This is a genomic window from Wenzhouxiangella sp. XN201 (assembly GCF_011008905.1).
Classification (GTDB): Bacteria; Pseudomonadota; Gammaproteobacteria; order Xanthomonadales; family Wenzhouxiangellaceae; genus Wenzhouxiangella.
In genome coordinates this window covers 1,491,030-1,507,474 of record NZ_JAAIVI010000017.1, presented here as the reverse complement: position 1 = coordinate 1,507,474, position 16,445 = coordinate 1,491,030, and the positions used below count along the sequence as shown (strand labels likewise).

The window sequence follows — 16,445 nt, the reverse complement described above, 5'->3', positions numbered from 1 at the left end:
TAAACGGCAAGGACCGGGCTCAATTCGAGGAGATAGATCCATGAGTGTCGCAAAGGTCGTAGAAATCACGTCCAGCTCCACCGAGAGTTTCGAAGACGCCATCCGTCGTGGTATCGAGCGCGCCGAAAAATCGCTCAAGAATGTGCGTGGCGCGTGGATCGCCGAGCAGAAGGTTATGGTCGAAGACGGCAACATCATCCGTTACCGGGTGAACATGCGCGTCAGCTTCGTTCTCGAATAGGCAGAGTACAGCGCCTGTGAGCGATTGCTGGGTGGTCGTTGCCGACAGTTCGCGCGTGCGGCTATTTCGCAAGGGTGCCGGGGAGACACTCGAGGAATTCGATGTAATGCTCAATCCGGACTCGCGCCTGCGCGAACAGGATCTCGTGTCCGATAGGCCCGGCCGGGGCTTGAATCGTTCCCGTGCCGGACGTTTTTCGATGTCCGAATCGGAAAGCCAGCGCGAGCATTCCGAGAAGGCAATGGCAGCGAAACTGGCCGGGCGCTTGCGCCAGGCTCGTTTGGACGGCAGCCTGGACCGGCTGCACGTGCTGGCCGCGCCGCATTTCATGGGTGAGCTTCGCAATCACCTGGATGACGAAACCCAGGAATTGATCCGCAGCGAGACAGCCAAGAACCTTTCGAGACTGGATCCCGCAGCCATTCGCAACCAGTTGCCCGAGTACCTATAGCGGTTAGCCGTTACTCGCAGTGATAACCCAGCATTTCCAGCCCGTCACCGAGGTAGTCGGCGAGTAGTGGATGGGCCAACAGGTAATCGGCGGTGTAGTCGGTCCATTGATCGTCCGCGTCGCTGACCGCCTCCTGCCACTCGGACAGGTCGTAGTCGCCTCGCCCCACCCAAAGCAGGCTAACGACCTGCACCTGCTGCTCGCGATCGAGATCGGCAATGATGTTTCTGAACTCGGCCACAATGGGATCCTCGCCATGAGACTCGAGTGCATCGAAAACCAGATCGTCGGTCAGGCTCTCGGGCTCGTCTTCTAAAACGACGGAGTCCTGAGCGTGGAAGTCGCGCGCCAGCTGGATCAACTGGCAGACATCGTCAGGATTGACCTGGAGTGTTGCCGCAGTTTCGATCCCTTTGGCGGGTTGCTCGCTGTCGTCCACGGGCGGCCTCCTCGCATCGGTGTGATGTTGCGTAGCTGTCTGAGATAGTAGCCACTTCCCGCCTTAGCCGGTTTGACCTCGATCACTTAAACCGCGCGTTCTTCGCGTGACCGGGCACGGCTGTTTTAGGGTGGGCTCGGCTTGGGAGCGCGCGGTTTCGGGGAGCGTGTCGGGAATCGTCGGCGTGCTCGGACTTGTGCTCGGCAGCCAGGTCGGCAGATCGCTATGAAGGGACTGAATCTGGTTGCTCGCCGGCGGTGAGTAAGAGGGCTTCGTATTCGAGAATGTGAATTTCCCGATTGTCGACCGAAAGAATGCCCTGCTCCTGAAACCGGCTGAATGTCCTGGACAGGGTTTCGGGCGCCAGGCCCAGGAAGCATGCCAGGTCGCGACGGTTGAAGGGAAGCATCAGGTCAATACGGCTCCTGCCCCGCTCGCCTTCCTCGCGCGAAAAATCGAGGAGAAATTCGGCCAGTCGGCGTTCGGCCGGGTGGCGGTCCATATACAGCAATCTACTGAACCGCTGCAACTCGCGGTACATGCCTTCCACGACGTTCATGTAGCCGGCGCTATCCCCTTCCCCGATTCCATCCCGACCCAGGGGGATGCGTTCGAGGCTGGCAATCTCCAATGCCACGACGCTGTAGCTGGCGGGCCGCCCGGTCAGGGCATCGAAGCCCAACACGTCGCCCGGACCGAGCATGCCCAGGATCTGCTCCTCGCCATCTCGATGAACGCGATAACTTTTGAGGTGACCGCAACGGACGATATAAGCTTCGCTCTGTGCGTCGCCCGTCTCGAACACATGATCCCCGGCCTGGAGTATCCGGCGCGGCGCGCGTCCGTTCCGGGTTCCTCCAGTCCAGGATGCCGGCTGCGCCGAGGCGTATTGCGCGTCCCCCCGCAAATTTCCTAGCCCGTGTGTCATCTCCGCTCCCAAACGGGATCAATCGGATTGTGCCAACAACATTCGGCATTGAGTGCCTGTGTAACAATCTAGCGGGATCCGGGGGATTAGCCAATAAGGGAACTCCCTTACTCGAGACCGGATTAGTTGGCGGGGGATAGAGATTCTTCGACGGCGCGTAGCCATGCACCGGGCACGAAGGGTTTTGGAATGATCTGGCTGGCACCGGCAGCCAGGGCACGCCGGGCGAGCTCGCTATCGGGCCAGGCTGTCAGGACGATGGTGGCAGGCTGTCGATCCGATGCCCGCAGCATCTCCAGCAGCTGCGTGCCGTTCATGCCGGGCAACTGCAGGTCCAGAACCAGGCATTCCAGCCGGCCCTGCGGTGATGGCGGCTCGGCCAGGTAGTCGTGAGCGCTGGCATAAGTTTTTATCTGCCAGCCCCGGGCCTCTCCGAGCAGCCTCAGGCTGCTTCGGACGGCCTCGTCGTCATCGACGACGTGAACCAAGGCCTGCTCCAGTTGAATATCCATACTTATTCCCGGTTGGTGGACCACACCAGCAGGAACGGGATTCAATTGGAGCACGAAAACTGGCAGGACATGGTGATACGGATCAACGATTCGATGGAGCGTATTGAGGTTACTCCGTCGAAGCAAGCCTGTCGAAGATCGGTTTCAGGCGAGCCAGCTCGGCAACCGTGCGCAAGCCCAGCTTCTTCATGGCACGCCCGCGGTGAATCTCGACCGTGCGCTCACTAATGCCGAGTTCCAGACCGATCGCCTTGTTGGTCATGCCCGAGGACGCCAGGCTTGCCACTTCAAACTCCCGCTCGGTCAGGTGATCGAACCGCTGTTTCTGACGCTCCCGTGCTTGTCGTTCCATCAGTCGGCGACGATGGTCGGCCACACACTGTTCGATCATTTCCAGAAGCTCCGACGGCTGCATCTCGCTCTTCTGCAGGAAATCGACGGCGCCGCCCTTGAGAGCCTTGACCGCAGCCGGGACGTCCCCATGACCCGTCAGGAATACGATCGGAATATTCCAGCCCGCATCGGCCAACCTTCTCTGCACCTCGGTGCCGTTCATGCCGGGCATTTCAAGATCCAGCAACAAGCAGGCCGGGCCGGGCGGCGGCCCGTAATCGAGCAACTCCTCGCCGCCGCGATGGCAACGCGTACCGAACCCGGCGGCATCGAGCAGCAGTGCCAGCGATTCGCGCACCGGGCCGTCGTCGTCGACGATCACGACAGTACCGCTTTTGCTCGGTGTTTCAGTTGTCACAGTTGTTGCACAGGGGAAGCGTAAAGCTGAAGACTGCGCCGCCGTCCGGACTGTTGGCGGCCTCGAGCTCGCCGCCGTGGCGGTCGATGATCGAGCGGCAGATCGACAGGCCCTGCCCCAACCCCTCGGTCTTGGTGGTGTAGAAGGGATGGAATAGCTTGGGGATGGCCGCCTCGTCAAGCCCGGGACCCGAGTCCGAGACTTCGATGCGGTATCGGCCCTGCTCCGGCACACAACGACTGCGGATGACGACTCGGCGGTCGCCTTCAGTGATGGAGAGTACCTCGATGGCGTTGCGAAGCAGGTTGAACAGCACTTGCTCGACCTGGACGCGGTTGACCCGAAGCCGGCACAGCTCCGGGTCGAGATCACGCTCCATGACGATATCTTCCGCAACGAGCTCCGTCTTCAGTAGCAGCAAAACATCGTCGATCAGTTCGCGGATATCACAGTCACTGCGACTGTCCTCCTGCTCCTTGTGCAGGAAGCTGCGCAGCTGCTGAATGATCTGCCGTGCACGTTGCCCCTGCTTCGCAATCTCGTCAATGGCCGGTCGCAGCCGCTCGGCCGATTCGGGGGTTCTGGAGAGCTGCATCAGGCAGGCTTCGGCCGATGCGGCAATGGCCGTCAGGGGCTGGCTGATCTCGTGCGCCAGGCCGGCGGCTACCTCGCTCAGGGCTGCCACGCGGGTAACGTGTGACAGTTCCAGTAGGTGCGCCTGCGCCTCGCGCTGCGCGTTGAGCCGTTCCTGTACCAGCGTCTCGCGCAGGTGATGCTGCTCGCTGAGATCCACGACCACGATATAGAAACCGTCAATGCGCGTTGCTTCGTCAAAGGCCGGAATGTAGGTGCCGTGGATGAAACGTTTCGGCCCGTGCAGGTATTCCATCTCGCCGTGGTAAATGGATCGGCGCCCGCCCAACGCTGTGCGGAAGTGCGGTTCAAGCGTTGCGAAGGCCGCGTCTCCGATTACATCGACAATGGGCTTTCCGGCCAGGTCGTCGGCATCCAGCCCGAACCAATGGCGATAGCCGTTGTTGGCAAAACGAATACGAAAATCTTCATCGACATGCGCGATCAGAATGGGAAGGGCGTCGAGCAGGTAGTGGCGTTCAGCTTCCCAGTGCCGGCGCACCCGAAGTGCACGCTCCTGCTCGGTCATGTCGATTCCGGTGCCGACCAAGCCGCACAGCCTGCCTTCGTCATCACGCAATGAGACATTGCGCCACTGGATCAGCCGTTTGTTGCCGTCCTTCGTCAGCCAGTGGTTGACATGGATATTACTCGTCTCGTCTCTCTGGAGCCGTCCATGAACGTCCTTCACGTCCGTGAGTTCGTCTTCTGGAATCAGGCAGGACCAGATGGGGTGCCCGATCACATCTGTGGCGGAAAAGCCGGTCAATTCCTCGCAGGCCCGATTGAACAGCTGAATTCGTCCCACCTCGTCGAGCATGACGACGAGCAGTCCGGAAACATCGAGCAAGGCTTGCAGCAGATCCTTGTCAAGGGCCTGCGGAACTGTCGTTTCCCCGGTTGCCACGCTCATTGGTCCACCTGTAGTGGCGTATGCGCTCAATCCCTACTTTACACGCATATGCACGCTCCGGGCGCGGTGAGACGCCCGGAGCAAATTGGACCGAGACTATCCGCGCGCTGCGCGGGTCTCAATGCGTGATGCGTTCGACCTCGCCTTCAACCGTCCCGTCGATCTTCAGCTCGACACGGTGGTCGATGCGCAGGTTGCCCGTCACGCGCGCGTCGGCAGCAATTTCGAGGGTCGGGATTTCGCCATCGAAGTCGGCCGGCAGCAACAGCATCACGTCGCCGTCCACTTCGCTCGAATCGAGCACGCGAATATCTCCAGCTTCGCGCGAAGATTTACCGATGAACCCGAACAGGCCACCGCCATTGCTGTTCTCTTCGATCTCGATCACGAGGTCACCGCCCGAATGGCTGGCGCCGCGCAGCACGATGTCGCCAGCGACGGTACTGATGCCCTGCCCCACCCGCGCATCGTTGAGTTCGACGGCGCCGTTGCGGGTCGTGATCAGGCCCTTGACGTGGCTCTCGGCCGCCAGATCGATGCTGCCATTGCGTGTTTCGGCATGGCCCTCGATGACGGCGGCTTCGGCGATATGGACACTGCCGTTGCGCGAATGCACATCAGCGGCCTGGGCATTGGCACCGATCCTGATCGCCCCGTTTCGGGTTTCAATGCGGCCGGCCTGACCGTCTTCCTCGAGCGTGATTGCGCCGTTTCTGGACTCCACATTGCCAACCCGGCTCTCAGGGCCGAGGCGGATGGGGCCATTGCGCGCGCCAACGTTGGCGGCCGTCACGCCGCGGCCAATGTCGATCAGGCCGTTGCGGCTTTCAATATCACCCTTGACCGTCGCGTCGTCACCGATCCGGATGGCGCCGTTTCGGGTCGTCACCGACCCTTCGTGCACACTCCCGGCCTCGAGCTCGAAGCCTTCATTGCCGGCAACGGCGACACCGCTGAGCAGCACGACAACCCACAAGGCAGATTTCAATTTCATGTCCGTATTCTCCGTTCCCGAAAAGGGAGCTTTATTGGAGCACACCGCCGGGTCCGCGGCATCTGCCATAGGTCACGAGTCTTCGGTTGCGGTCACCGCCTCCCGGAATTCGCGTAACCATTCCCGGATGCGCCGGGCGTTGTCCGGACCGGTGCGGATCAATGCCTTCTGGCCCCAGGATTGTTCTTCCAGGGTCTCGTCGGCAAACCGGTAATGGCCCTCATAGGGCTCTACAGGCACCGGCAGCTCGACTTCGGGCGTATCGATCAGGCGGTCCAGAACTTCGACCAGGCGGTCGTTGAAGTAGGGCTCGTTCTCGCCCAGGGCCGACCAGGCTTCCTGGAACAGTGGGTAGTGGCGCTGGTACAGTTCCGCGGCCCTGTCGGGTTCGATCGACAACAGTGCATCGACCTGGGGGGTGTAGCGATCTGCATTGGCCGGCGACCAGGCAAGCTGCTCATCACCCGATTCATCGACGATCGGTTCCTCGTCCGTTGGTCGCAGCGGACGCAATCTCAGCGGAATGGCCGAGCCGTCCAGGCTGTTGACCAGCACCACCGCGCGTTCGACGACGCGGTCGGCCACCAGCCAGCGCTCGACCAGATTCTCGCCCAGGTTTTCGGTCAGGGCCTCGACAACGGCCGGATCGCTTTCGTCCAGCGGCGGTAGTTCGGGCGCTTGGTCCCCCTCATCGTCGGATTGGGGCCGTGATTCGACCGATTCGGTCCGCTCGGGAACCGGGTAGCGCGGGGGTTCGGCCTGCTCTTGTTCCTCGAAGGCCGGCACTTCCGCCTGCTCTGGGGGTGTCCTTTCGGGCGACCGTGGCCACAGCAGGAATCCCAGCAAGACGGCGACGGCAATGCAGATGACGACAATGCGTGTAGACACGAGCAGACTCCCCGTTTGGGCTATTGTTTGAGACCGCACAATTTCCGCTCGGTTCGAAGGGTCATCCCGAGACTGGCCGAAAGAGCGCCGGCAGCTTCTGCCATCATTCAGGCAGGAGACGCGCGGTCTCGCGCTTGACCACCTCGTAGCATTCGCAACACGCGCGCTCGAGGCCCAGCCGATCGACCAGGCTGATGTGCCCGCGCCGGTAGTCGATCAGCCCGGCTTTCTGCAGCCGGCCGGCAGCCTCGGTGACACCTTCCCGTCGCACGCCCAGGCTGTGTGCAATCTGCTCCTGGGTCAACTCGAGTTGGTTGTGCGGCAGATGGTCCGCGGCAATCAGGAGCCAGCGCGCCAACTGCTGGTAAATCGTGTGATAGCGATTACAGCTTACCGACTGTCCGATCTGCGTCAGAAACGTCTGGGCATATCGAAGCAGAAGTGCGCGGAAGGATTCACTCCGGCTGAAGCGTTCCCGCAAAACCGATGCTTTCAGCCGGTATGCCCTGCCGGCGACCTGTACGATCGAGTAGCCGGGCATTGATTCCGTCTGGGTGAAGATCGACATTCCCAGAAGACCGTCATTGCCGACGATCGCGACCTCACAGCTGTGCCCGTCCTCGAGGAATAACACGATCGATGCGAGGGCATCCACCGGGAAGTATGCGTATCTTTGCGGGGTGCTGGTTTCGTGGATGACTTGCCCGCGTTCCCAATCGACAAGGTCCAGATGAGGAAGAATGCAGGCGAGATCAACCGGGTGCATGCCACGAAGAATCCGGTTGCTCTCCAACTCAATGGATCCTGTGTCGGAGCGTCGAAACTCCTGCTCATGTGCTGAAATCCGGGCTGAAGACGTTTTCATGCTGCCAACTCCTCAGTTGCTTGGGGTGCCCCTTGAAGGTCTTTCCTGCGAACCAGGCGACAGCGCACGATGCTGGAGCCGAACTCGCGCAGGGGCTTCGAGCGCAGGAAAGAGAGATTTCGAATCGGCACACTTTCGAGCCAGTCGACGGCCAGCGAGCTGTCCGCGACCAGTCGCTCGAATTCGGCGATGCGAATCTGATTGAGCCCCCCTTCCACTTCGGAAAAGTGGATGGCGCCATCGTGGCGGAAGCCGGCGCGCCAGCGGATCAGCGCGGCTTCGGTGAAGATCAGGTGGGCCCAGGGAAAAACCGAAAAGAGATGTCCCCCGTAGGGATGCAGCCAGGTCGGGCCGAAGGACGCCATGACTTCGCCGCCGGGCTTGAGCAGCTCGCTCATGGTCTCGAGAATGCTGCCCGGATCGCTGAAGTGCTCGAAGGCATCGATACTCATGATGACGTCGGCCCGCTCGGTGGTGGTTTCCGCGAAATGGCAGCGATCGGCGACTCCGCATCGGGCAGCACGGGCCCGGGCTTCTGCCAGGAAGCGGGGCTGGATGTCGAGTCCGATCACTCGGCAGTCCGGCACCTGCGTGGCGATCATGACTGCCTGAACACCGTCGCCACAGCCGAAATCAATGACCGTCTTACCTTGCAGACGGTGCGGGAATTCAGGCCCGAAGTAGCGCTCCAGCTTCTGGTCCTGGCCTGACTCGGCGTCGCCTCCCCTTTCCGGAGGGGCCGGCGCGATTGTCCTGAGAAGAACGCTCCCCAGTTTGCCGCCGATAAATCCCATGAATAGCCTGCCTCGTGGGGGCGCTCATGCCAATGCGGGGCCCCTGTCGTTTTTGAACGGACAAATAGATTAAATGAGCCAAATCTAATGCCTCTGTACGTTATCGCACACTATGTGCTGGTCGCACTGGCTTCTTGTCTGAATCACACATCGCGGTCAGATTCGGGCATGGCAAACCCCGGCATCCGTTATCCTTTCGTTAACCTGATCAATGGCAGACCCTGAATGACTGAAGCGGCATCAGCAGCCCGACTCGCCCTGGGACTGGTGGACCTCACACGCCTGGAAGTGGACGACGACGAATCGGCGGTCCGGGCCCTGTGTGATCGCGCCCGAACACCATTCGGGTCGGTGGCAGCGGTCTGCGTCTACCCCCGCTTCATTGGCGCTGCGCGCGAGGTGCTGGACGAGCAGCAACAGGCCAGGCGGGTGCGGATTGCCACCGTCGTCAATTTTCCAGGCGGCAACGAGACGCCCGATCAAGTCGTTTCGGAGGTGCGCGAAGCACTCGCAGCCGGGGCCGATGAAATCGACCTGGTCTTTCCCTGGCGCGCGTTTCTCGAGGGCGATGCGGAAGCCGGCCGCAGCCTGGTTATGGCTGCCCGGGAAACTTGTGGGAAGCATTTACTCAAGGTCATCCTCGAAACCGGTGAGCTGGCCGACCCTCAACTGATTAAAACCGCTGCCGAGATCGCAATCGAGGGTGGTGCCGATTTTCTCAAGACCTCGACCGGCAAGGTGGCGGTCAACGCCACGCCGGAAGCTGTGCGAACCTTGCTCGAGACCATCCGCGACAGCGGCCGGGACGTGGGCTGCAAGGTCTCTGGCGGCGTCCGGACCACCGAACAGGCTCGGCAATACCTGAATCTTGCGGCGGAAATCATGGGAGCGGCCTGGATCACGCCGCGGCACTTCCGTTTCGGTGCCTCGGGGCTGCTCGACGATCTGCTGGCCACGCTTGAGGACAGCAGCCACACTGAACCGGGCCAGGATGCTTGATGATGTCGATCCGGAAGATCCTGCAGCACAAACGCGACGGACAGGCGCTTGATGCCGCGGCCATCCAGGCGCTGGTTTCCGGCATCACCGATGGCTCGGTCGGCGACGAGCAGCTCGGCGCCTTTGTCATGGCCGTGTTTCTCAACGGCATGGATGATGACGAGTGCGTGGCCCTGACGCAGGCCATGCGCGATTCCGGCCGGGTGCTGCGCTGGGACGATCCCGCCCTGCCCGGTCCCGTGCTCGACAAGCATTCGACGGGCGGGATCGGCGACGTCACGTCCTTGATCCTCGCACCGATCGTTGCCGCCTGCGGCGGTTTCGTTCCGATGATCGCCGGTCGCGGTCTGGGTCATACGGGCGGCACGGTCGACAAGCTCGCAGCCATTCCGGGCTACGAGGTTTCGCCGGCCGCCGAGCGCTTTCAGGCCATCGTGCGGAAAACGGGCTGCGCCATCATCGGCCAGACGGACGAGCTGGCCCCGGCCGACCGCCGCCTCTATGCCGTGCGCGATGTCACGGCCACGGTGGAATCCATTCCGCTGATTGTTGCCTCGATCCTGTCGAAGAAGCTGGCCGAAGGCCTCGACGGCCTGGTGCTCGACGTCAAGACCGGCAACGGTGCGGTCATGACCGATTCCGGGCAGGCGCGACAACTGGCCCGAAGCTTGAGCGAAGTCGGCACCCTGGCCGGGGTCCGGACCCATGCGCTCCTGACCGACATGAGTCAACCCCTGGCCGATTGTGCCGGCAACGCCCTGGAAATCTCGGAAGTGATCGACTGTCTGCAGGACCGGCCGCGGCGGGATTCGCTGATGGCACTCAGCCGGGAACTGGCGGTCGAAACGCTCGTGGCCGGCGGCCTGGCCGACGATCGGGATACGGCCCGGCGAAAAGTTGACGAGGCCGTCTCCAGCGGCCGTGCTGCTGAACGCTTCGCCGCCATGGTGAGCGCCCTGGGTGGGCCGTCGGATCTGCTTGATCATCCCGACCAGTACCTGCCGGAAGCGCCGGTGATCCGGGATGTCGAAGCCGGACAAAGCGGTTACGTCACTGACATAGACGTCCGCGCCATCGGTCTGGCCGTGGTCGATCTGGGCGGCGGTCGCCGCCGCGCCGGGGATCGAATCGATCCGGCCGTGGGTCTGTCGGGACTGATCCAGATCGGCGAGGATGCCGGTCCGGATCGACCCCTGGCACGGGTGCATGCCCGTACGGCCGATGAAGCCGAGCGTGCCGCCGAAACTATCCGGCGTGCCTGCCGCATCGGTCCACAGCGCCCGGCGCCGCCGGTGCTGATCGGCGAACGTCTGACAAGCGGAGACGACTGACATGCCCAAAGCCCTGCTGATCGAGCTGGATTCCTTCGGTATCGGCGCGGCCGCCGACGCCGATCGCTTTGGCGACACCGGTGCCGATACGCTGGGCCATATCGCCGAACACCGGCTGCGCGCCGGCCGGCCGCTGGAGCTGCCCAATCTGGCTGGCCTGGGCCTGTTCCACGCCCATCGGGCCAGCACCGGCCAGGTCGCTGCCGGCATCACCCTGCCCGATCAGGTCGAGGGTGCCTGGGGTTACGCGCGGGAAATCTCCAGCGGCAAGGACACGCCCTCCGGGCACTGGGAAATGGCCGGCGTGCCGGTGCGCTTCGAATGGGGTTACTTCCGCGACAAGGAGAACAGCTTCCCGCCGGAACTGCTTACCGCACTGATCGAGCGCGCCGACCTGCCGGGTGTGCTCGGCAACTGCCATGCCTCGGGCACCGAGATCATCGCTCGCCTGGGTGTCGAGCACATCGAGTCGGGCAAGCCCATCGTCTACACCTCGGCCGATTCGGTCTTACAGATCGCCGTCCACGAGCAGTTCTTCGGGCTCGAGCGACTGGACCGCGTGTGCCGGATCGCACGTGAGCTGGTCGACGACTATTGCGATGACCATCCCATCGGCCGCGTCATCTCCCGGCCTTTCGTTGGCAATCATGCCGGCGATTTCAAGCGCACGGGCAATCGTCGCGACTACAGCGTGCCGCCCCCCGCTCCGACGCTGCTCGAGCGCCTGGTCGACGATGGCGGCGAGGTCATCGCCATTGGCAAGATTGCCGACATCTTCGCCCAGCGCGGCATCAGCAGCACGATCAAGGCCGACGGCAATGCCGCGCTGATCGAGGCCACGCTGGCCGCGCTGGAGACCGCCGAAGAGCGCAGCCTGGTGATCACCAACCTGGTCGATTTTGACATGATCCACGGCCATCGCCGCGACCCGGACGGCTATGCCGAGGCGCTCATGTATTTTGATCAAAAGCTACCACAACTTATTGAAAAACTGTCGAATGATGACCTGATGATTCTGACGGCCGATCATGGTTGCGATCCCACATTCTCCGGCAGTGACCACACCCGCGAACACGTGCCGGTGCTCGCCCTGGGCGGCGGTCTGCCGCCGGGAAGCATCGGTGAGCGGGCAACCTTTGCCGATATCGGCCAGACCCTGGCGACATTCTTCAGGCTCGATCCCCTGCCGGAAGGCCGGGCATTTCTTTCCACTCAAGCAACGGCGAAGACGCAGGCATGACCAGGACCATCGATACTGAATTGCTCGAACGACTCAAGACGCTCCGTTCCCGCGCCTACGCGCCCTACTCTGACCACCCCGTGGCCGTCATCGTCGAAGCGGCCTCAGGCGAGCGCTTCGGCGGCACCAACGTCGAGGTTGCGCACTTCAAGAGCCAGTGCGCCGAAGCCTCGGCCATTTCGGCCATGATCGGCGCCGGTGATCACGACATCAAACATGTCTGGATCCTCGGTCCCAGGGCAATACCCTGCGCACCCTGCGGTGATTGCCGCCAACGCCTGCGCGAGTTCGGGGAGGACGCCACGCTTGTATACGCCGTCGACGACAGTGGCAATATCCTGCTCGAGCGGACGCTCTCACAGCTTCTTCCCGATTCATTCGGCCCCGATAATTTAAGCGATTGATCCCCCGCCATCTCTGGCGATAGCTGCGCGTACAAGGTAGGCTGGTGCCATAGGAACAGGGGAGCGCTGGGTTTGCTGAACCGGGGAAGTCATTTCGTGCGAAATCCGGCGCTGGCCGGAATCCTTCTCGTCACGAGTTTCATGGCATACGCCGAAGTGATCGTCGTCGGGGGCGAAGATGGCTACCAGCCTTATGAAACGCTGAATGCCTCCGGTGACCCGGTCGGCTTCAACGTCGACCTGATGCGCGCCATCGGCCGCGCATCGGGCCATGAAGTCCGCTTTCGACTGGGTTCCTGGGACACCATCCGTGAGGCATTGCAGGCGGGTGAGATCGATGTGCTGGGCATGTTTGTTTCCAAAGACCGTCGAGATACGGTCGATTTCGCCCGTCCGCACATCATCGTTCATCACCGGATTTTCATTCCGGCCGGCGGCGAGCCGATTACACGGATCGATGAACTTGCCGGAAAAACGGTGATCGTCCAGCGGGAAGCCTGGAGCCACGAATTTCTGCTCGACGCTGATCTGGACGTGGAACTGATTCTCGTCGATTCCGACTCCGAAGGACTTCGTTTGCTGGCCCAGAACCACCACGATGCCGCGCTGCTGACCGAGCATCGCAGTCGCCACACAATGCGCCAGACCGGGCTGGACAATCTCACGGTTTCCGGACCACCGGTGCTGCCGGTCGAATACGCATTTGCCGTGCGCGAGGGCAACGAGGAAATGCTGGCAGTACTCAACGATGGCCTCGACGAAGTCTTGGCGTCAGGCGAATTCGACCAGATTTATGAACGCTGGCTGCAGCCACTCGACAAGGATGGCGCGGTTCGTTTCGGACCGGGACAGATCGCCCTGCTCGTGGCAGGCGGCTTGCTTTTGATCGGCGCCTTTACCTGGCTGGTGTGGAAGCTGCTGCGCTATCGGCGCACCATGCATCAAGCCCGCGTCGAGCTTGCCTACCTGAGGGAACATGATGCGCTGACGGGATTGATGTCGCGTACCGCTCTGGAGAACCGTTTGGCTTTTCTGTGCGGGCCCCAGGGATCCGGAAAACACAGTCTGCTCAATATCAATGTCGATCAGTTTCGGCTCATCAACGAAACGCTCGGTCACTCAACCGCCGATCGTCTGCTCAAGGCGATAGGTCATCGACTGCGAGAGTTGCTGCCTGCCGATGCCGCGGTTGCAAGGCTCGGCGCCGATGAATTTGCAGTGCTTCTCCACGACACTGGCGAAGAAACCGCACTGGCTGCGGGACGCATGGTGCTGGCCAGTCTGGAAAACGAACCCCTGGATATTGCCGGCAAGAACCGCGTGCCCACGCTGAGTATCGGGGTGGTGACATTCGATCAGCCGAGCGATGGTATCGAAACCATCCTCAGACGCGCCGATTGTGCCTGCCTGGCGGCCAAGGAGGACGGCGGCAATCAGGTTCATGCCTGGCACCCAGACGATCTGCGGCTGGCCGAAAAATTCGGTGAACTGGGCTGGGTGGCGAGAATCCAGTCGGCACTCCAGCAGGACCGCCTGGCGATGCACTGGCAGTCGATCGTTCCGCTCCAGGGGCCTCCCTTCCGCACGGTGGCCATCGAGATCCTGGTTCGAATGCTCCCGGAAGATCCCGGGGATGAACCGATTGCGGCCGGTCGGTTCATGCCGGCCGCCGAACGCTACTTCATGACTTCGCAGATCGATCGCTGGATGCTCACCAGCGTACTGGACTGGATGCGTGCGCATGCCCGGGTGATCGATCAACTGGATCGGATCAACGTCAATCTGTCGGGAAGAAGTCTGGGCGATCAGCATTTTCTGTCATTCTTGAAACACAGCCTGGATCGGCATCGAAGTCTCCTGCCAAAGCTTTGCCTGGAGGTGACGGAAACCGCCCTGATCTCCAACCTGGAGCAGGCCAGGCAGGTACTCGAGCACGCGCATTCACGAGGTTGCCGAATTGCGCTGGACGATTTCGGGACGGGCGTTTCCTCGATGAATTACCTGCGCCAGTTGCCAGTCGACTACCTCAAGATCGATGGCAGCTTTGTCAATGACATCGACCGTGACAGCGAGGCATTCGAGTTCATCAGCGAAATCAACCGTCTCGGCCAGGCCATGGACAAGATTACGATTGCCGAATGCGTTGAAACCGAAGCCGTGCGAGCACAACTGCTGCGGGTTGGTGTCGACCTGATGCAGGGCTATCTCGTGGATAAGCCAAGTCCGCTGGAGTCCCTGCCAGAAATTCTGATGCAACGTTCGCAGGCAGGCAGCAGCGCATAAAAAGAAAGCCCCGCCGAAGCGGGGCCGAAAGATGCTGCAATGAGTTTGTCTGAAAAACTTGACGCTTGTGCTTACTGTCCCAGGGGCGCGGTGCGGTCGAGCCCGACCGTCCAGCCCTTGGTCCAGTCGGCACCCGTGCCCGAAATCGCGCCAGCATAGTCGACGTTATCGAAGAAGCCGTCTTCGAACGGGATGTTGCCGATACCGAGTGCCGGTGAACTGGCGTTCGGGGCGTAGTTGGACAGGTTCGGGTTTGCTTCGACGTTGCCCGGGAAGCTGAAGAACCAGTCCGACACGGCAAACAGGTCTCCGCCGTCTTCGCTGAAGGTTTCGCCGCAGCCGCCGACAACACTGTTGACGATGGTCAGATTCTCTTCGTTCTGGAAGGTCGACTCGTTGTCGATGTCGAGACAGAACTCGCCGAACCCGGTCACGACGCTGTTGGCGATGTTGGCACCGGTGCCTTCACGCAGCAGAATGCCGATGTCGGTGTTGGACTGGCCGATGTAGGTCATGTTGGCCAGCATCGGCTTGGCGCGCGGCAGGGAGTCGTTGGCATCGCCGTTGTTATCGGCCTCGATGCCCTGGTCGCCGTTGTCGGTGTACTGCTTGGCGAGCACGTACTGCACCTTGCCCTGCCAGCCTTGCGTCCAGTCGAGGCTGTCATCGCCGATGCCGGTCAGAACCAGATACTTGGCGTTGACCGTGCCGCCGAAGAACTCGACACCATCGTCTTCATTCAGATGAACCTGGATGTACTCGACGACGGTGCCGTCACCCACGCCCTGGAAGGCGATGCCGTTAAGTTCGTTTTCTTCGCTGAACTGACGGCCGGCGTTGGAAACGACCACGTATCGCATCACGCCACTGCTGTCGTGCGGATCGTTGCCGCCGTAAGTACCGGAGTTGCCTTCGCCCTGCGCGGTGCAAGGGTCGGTGCCTTCCGAGCAACCGTTGATAGGGGCGAAACCGTTGATCACCACCCCGCCCCACTCGGCCCGGGTTTCAGCATCCGGACCACGCATGATGATGGGATTGCTGGCCGTGCCTTCGGCGAAGACCTTGCCGCCCTGCTTGACCACCAGCGTGTCGGTGTCGCCGAGGGTGCCGCCGACCAATTCGGTGTTGGGTTCGATCGTGAGAGAGGCACCGTCATTGACGATCAACTGACCCTGGATCAGCCAGGTAATTTCATTGCTCAGTGCGATGTCGGAATTGACTTCGCCGCCGACGATGCACGAGCCCTCGAGCGGTCCGGCGCTGGCAAACTCGGGACAGCCGTCGAATTCACGTTTGACGATGCATTCAGCACCCTGGGAAACGGGCGAGAGATCCAGCGTGCCGGTTCCATCGTCTCCGTTGTAGTCCAGGGTCAACTGTTCGCAGCTGTCGAAGCTCAGCGTGCCGGTGCCCCAGATCGACTGGCTGGCATCAGCTTCGGTGAATTCCGGGCCAAATACGCCACCTTCGAGTTCGTAGAAGTCGAGCTCGGCGATATTGGTATTCTGATCGATCGAGCCGAAGCCCGTCAGCCACAGCGGGACTCCATCACGGAAGGTAAACCACTGGGCAATCACGGCATTTCCAAATTCCTGGTTGTTGGAGGGAACGATATCAACGATCACCCCACGGCCGCTCTTGCCCTGTTCAAAGTAGTTGCCGGTGAATTGCTCATTCACCACGAAGGCGTTTGCCGAGCCGATCACCAGGGATCCGGCCGCAAGCGCCAGCAAATTGCGCTTCATATTCATGAGCATGTTTGTTTCCTCTGCTTCCATT

General features: G+C 61.5%; 17 protein-coding genes. 7 read left to right on the top strand and 10 right to left on the bottom strand.

The genetic code is table 11. The annotated features are described in order from the left end of the window. The first annotated feature begins 40 nt into the window (after nucleotides 1-40). Together G4Y73_RS07290 and G4Y73_RS07285 are read left to right on the top strand one after the other, a co-directional pair. Nucleotides 41-241 (top strand): dodecin family protein, encoded by a 201-nt coding sequence (locus tag G4Y73_RS07290; protein ID WP_164230895.1) that lies wholly within the window; start codon nucleotides 41-43, stop codon nucleotides 239-241. Nucleotides 242-257: 16 nt separating this feature from the next. After that, nucleotides 258-692 carry a host attachment protein gene (locus tag G4Y73_RS07285; RefSeq protein WP_164230894.1) on the top strand — a complete coding sequence of 145 codons (435 nt, stop codon included), beginning with the start codon at nucleotides 258-260 and terminating at the stop codon, nucleotides 690-692. A gap of 10 nt (nucleotides 693-702) precedes the next feature. Here the strand turns inward: G4Y73_RS07285 and G4Y73_RS07280 are convergent, their stop codons facing one another. From G4Y73_RS07280 to G4Y73_RS07240, 9 genes are all read right to left on the bottom strand, one after another. Next, nucleotides 703-1,131, bottom strand: coding sequence for a DUF3775 domain-containing protein (locus tag G4Y73_RS07280; RefSeq protein WP_346426832.1), 429 nt, complete (start codon nucleotides 1,129-1,131; stop codon nucleotides 703-705). 223 nt (nucleotides 1,132-1,354) lie between these two features. Then, entirely contained in the window at nucleotides 1,355-2,059 is a 705-nt protein-coding gene (locus G4Y73_RS07275) for a Crp/Fnr family transcriptional regulator (protein WP_240451139.1), read from the bottom strand. Between the two features lie 122 nt (nucleotides 2,060-2,181). Continuing rightward, nucleotides 2,182-2,571 carry a response regulator gene (locus G4Y73_RS07270; protein ID WP_164230892.1) on the bottom strand — a complete coding sequence of 130 codons (390 nt, stop codon included), beginning with the start codon at nucleotides 2,569-2,571 and terminating at the stop codon, nucleotides 2,182-2,184. Nucleotides 2,572-2,680: 109 nt separating this feature from the next. After that, complete coding sequence (locus tag G4Y73_RS14255) at nucleotides 2,681-3,286, bottom strand: response regulator (RefSeq protein ID WP_164230891.1); 606 nt, start codon at nucleotides 3,284-3,286, stop codon at nucleotides 2,681-2,683. Between the two features lie 25 nt (nucleotides 3,287-3,311). Beyond that, nucleotides 3,312-4,868 carry a PAS domain-containing sensor histidine kinase gene (locus tag G4Y73_RS07260; protein WP_164230890.1) on the bottom strand — a complete coding sequence of 519 codons (1,557 nt, stop codon included), beginning with the start codon at nucleotides 4,866-4,868 and terminating at the stop codon, nucleotides 3,312-3,314. Nucleotides 4,869-4,986: 118 nt separating this feature from the next. Further along, nucleotides 4,987-5,862, bottom strand: coding sequence for a hypothetical protein (locus G4Y73_RS07255; protein ID WP_164230889.1), 876 nt, complete (start codon nucleotides 5,860-5,862; stop codon nucleotides 4,987-4,989). Between the two features lie 72 nt (nucleotides 5,863-5,934). After that, complete coding sequence (locus G4Y73_RS14180) at nucleotides 5,935-6,750, bottom strand: DUF3014 domain-containing protein (RefSeq protein WP_164230888.1); 816 nt, start codon at nucleotides 6,748-6,750, stop codon at nucleotides 5,935-5,937. Nucleotides 6,751-6,853: 103 nt separating this feature from the next. Then, nucleotides 6,854-7,516, bottom strand: coding sequence for a Crp/Fnr family transcriptional regulator (locus G4Y73_RS07245; RefSeq protein WP_164230887.1), 663 nt, complete (start codon nucleotides 7,514-7,516; stop codon nucleotides 6,854-6,856). Nucleotides 7,517-7,611: 95 nt separating this feature from the next. Beyond that, nucleotides 7,612-8,409 (bottom strand): class I SAM-dependent methyltransferase, encoded by a 798-nt coding sequence (locus G4Y73_RS07240; RefSeq protein ID WP_164230886.1) that lies wholly within the window; start codon nucleotides 8,407-8,409, stop codon nucleotides 7,612-7,614. 225 nt (nucleotides 8,410-8,634) lie between these two features. Here G4Y73_RS07240 and deoC point away from each other — a divergent pair, with 225 nt between their 5' ends. The 5 genes from deoC (at nucleotide 8,635) to G4Y73_RS07215 (ending at nucleotide 14,666) form a co-directional block, all read left to right on the top strand. Further along, complete coding sequence (deoC, locus tag G4Y73_RS07235; protein WP_164230885.1) at nucleotides 8,635-9,408, top strand: deoxyribose-phosphate aldolase; 774 nt, start codon at nucleotides 8,635-8,637, stop codon at nucleotides 9,406-9,408. Continuing rightward, entirely contained in the window at nucleotides 9,408-10,739 is a 1,332-nt protein-coding gene (deoA, locus tag G4Y73_RS07230) for a thymidine phosphorylase (protein WP_205596507.1), read from the top strand. The genes deoC and deoA overlap by 1 nt, the downstream gene beginning before the upstream one ends. Nucleotide 10,740: 1 nt before the next feature. Beyond that, the gene (locus G4Y73_RS07225; RefSeq protein WP_164230884.1) at nucleotides 10,741-11,979 is read left to right on the top strand and encodes a phosphopentomutase; all 1,239 of its coding nucleotides are present in this window, start codon (nucleotides 10,741-10,743) and stop codon (nucleotides 11,977-11,979) included. Next, entirely contained in the window at nucleotides 11,976-12,383 is a 408-nt protein-coding gene (locus tag G4Y73_RS07220; protein ID WP_164230883.1) for a cytidine deaminase, read from the top strand. The genes G4Y73_RS07225 and G4Y73_RS07220 overlap by 4 nt, the downstream gene beginning before the upstream one ends. Before the next feature lie 141 nt (nucleotides 12,384-12,524). Next, nucleotides 12,525-14,666 carry an EAL domain-containing protein gene (locus G4Y73_RS07215; RefSeq protein ID WP_164230882.1) on the top strand — a complete coding sequence of 714 codons (2,142 nt, stop codon included), beginning with the start codon at nucleotides 12,525-12,527 and terminating at the stop codon, nucleotides 14,664-14,666. Nucleotides 14,667-14,737: 71 nt separating this feature from the next. Here G4Y73_RS07215 and G4Y73_RS07210 read toward each other — a convergent pair whose 3' ends face one another. Next, on the bottom strand, nucleotides 14,738-16,417 hold the full coding sequence (locus tag G4Y73_RS07210) for a hypothetical protein (protein ID WP_164230881.1): 1,680 nt from the start codon (nucleotides 16,415-16,417) through the stop codon (nucleotides 14,738-14,740). Nucleotides 16,418-16,445: the final 28 nt, after the last annotated feature.

Excerpts from the sequence above, each read along its gene's own strand:
- G4Y73_RS07290 (WP_164230895.1), top strand. The coding sequence starts at position 41 with ATGAGTGTCGCAAAGGTCGTAGAAATCACGTCCAGCTCCACCGAGAGT.
- G4Y73_RS07275 (WP_240451139.1), bottom strand. The coding sequence starts at position 2,059 with ATGACACACGGGCTAGGAAATTTGCGGGGGGACGCGCAATACGCCTCG.
- G4Y73_RS07270 (WP_164230892.1), bottom strand. The coding sequence starts at position 2,571 with ATGGATATTCAACTGGAGCAGGCCTTGGTTCACGTCGTCGATGACGAC.
- G4Y73_RS07260 (WP_164230890.1), bottom strand. The coding sequence starts at position 4,868 with ATGAGCGTGGCAACCGGGGAAACGACAGTTCCGCAGGCCCTTGACAAG.
- G4Y73_RS07255 (WP_164230889.1), bottom strand. The coding sequence starts at position 5,862 with ATGAAATTGAAATCTGCCTTGTGGGTTGTCGTGCTGCTCAGCGGTGTC.
- G4Y73_RS07245 (WP_164230887.1), bottom strand. The coding sequence starts at position 7,516 with ATGCACCCGGTTGATCTCGCCTGCATTCTTCCTCATCTGGACCTTGTC.
- G4Y73_RS07240 (WP_164230886.1), bottom strand. The coding sequence starts at position 8,409 with ATGGGATTTATCGGCGGCAAACTGGGGAGCGTTCTTCTCAGGACAATC.
- deoC (WP_164230885.1), top strand. The coding sequence starts at position 8,635 with ATGACTGAAGCGGCATCAGCAGCCCGACTCGCCCTGGGACTGGTGGAC.
- deoA (WP_205596507.1), top strand. The coding sequence starts at position 9,408 with ATGATGTCGATCCGGAAGATCCTGCAGCACAAACGCGACGGACAGGCG.
- G4Y73_RS07225 (WP_164230884.1), top strand. The coding sequence starts at position 10,741 with ATGCCCAAAGCCCTGCTGATCGAGCTGGATTCCTTCGGTATCGGCGCG.
- G4Y73_RS07220 (WP_164230883.1), top strand. The coding sequence starts at position 11,976 with ATGACCAGGACCATCGATACTGAATTGCTCGAACGACTCAAGACGCTC.
- G4Y73_RS07215 (WP_164230882.1), top strand. The coding sequence starts at position 12,525 with ATGGCATACGCCGAAGTGATCGTCGTCGGGGGCGAAGATGGCTACCAG.
- G4Y73_RS07210 (WP_164230881.1), bottom strand. The coding sequence starts at position 16,417 with ATGAATATGAAGCGCAATTTGCTGGCGCTTGCGGCCGGATCCCTGGTG.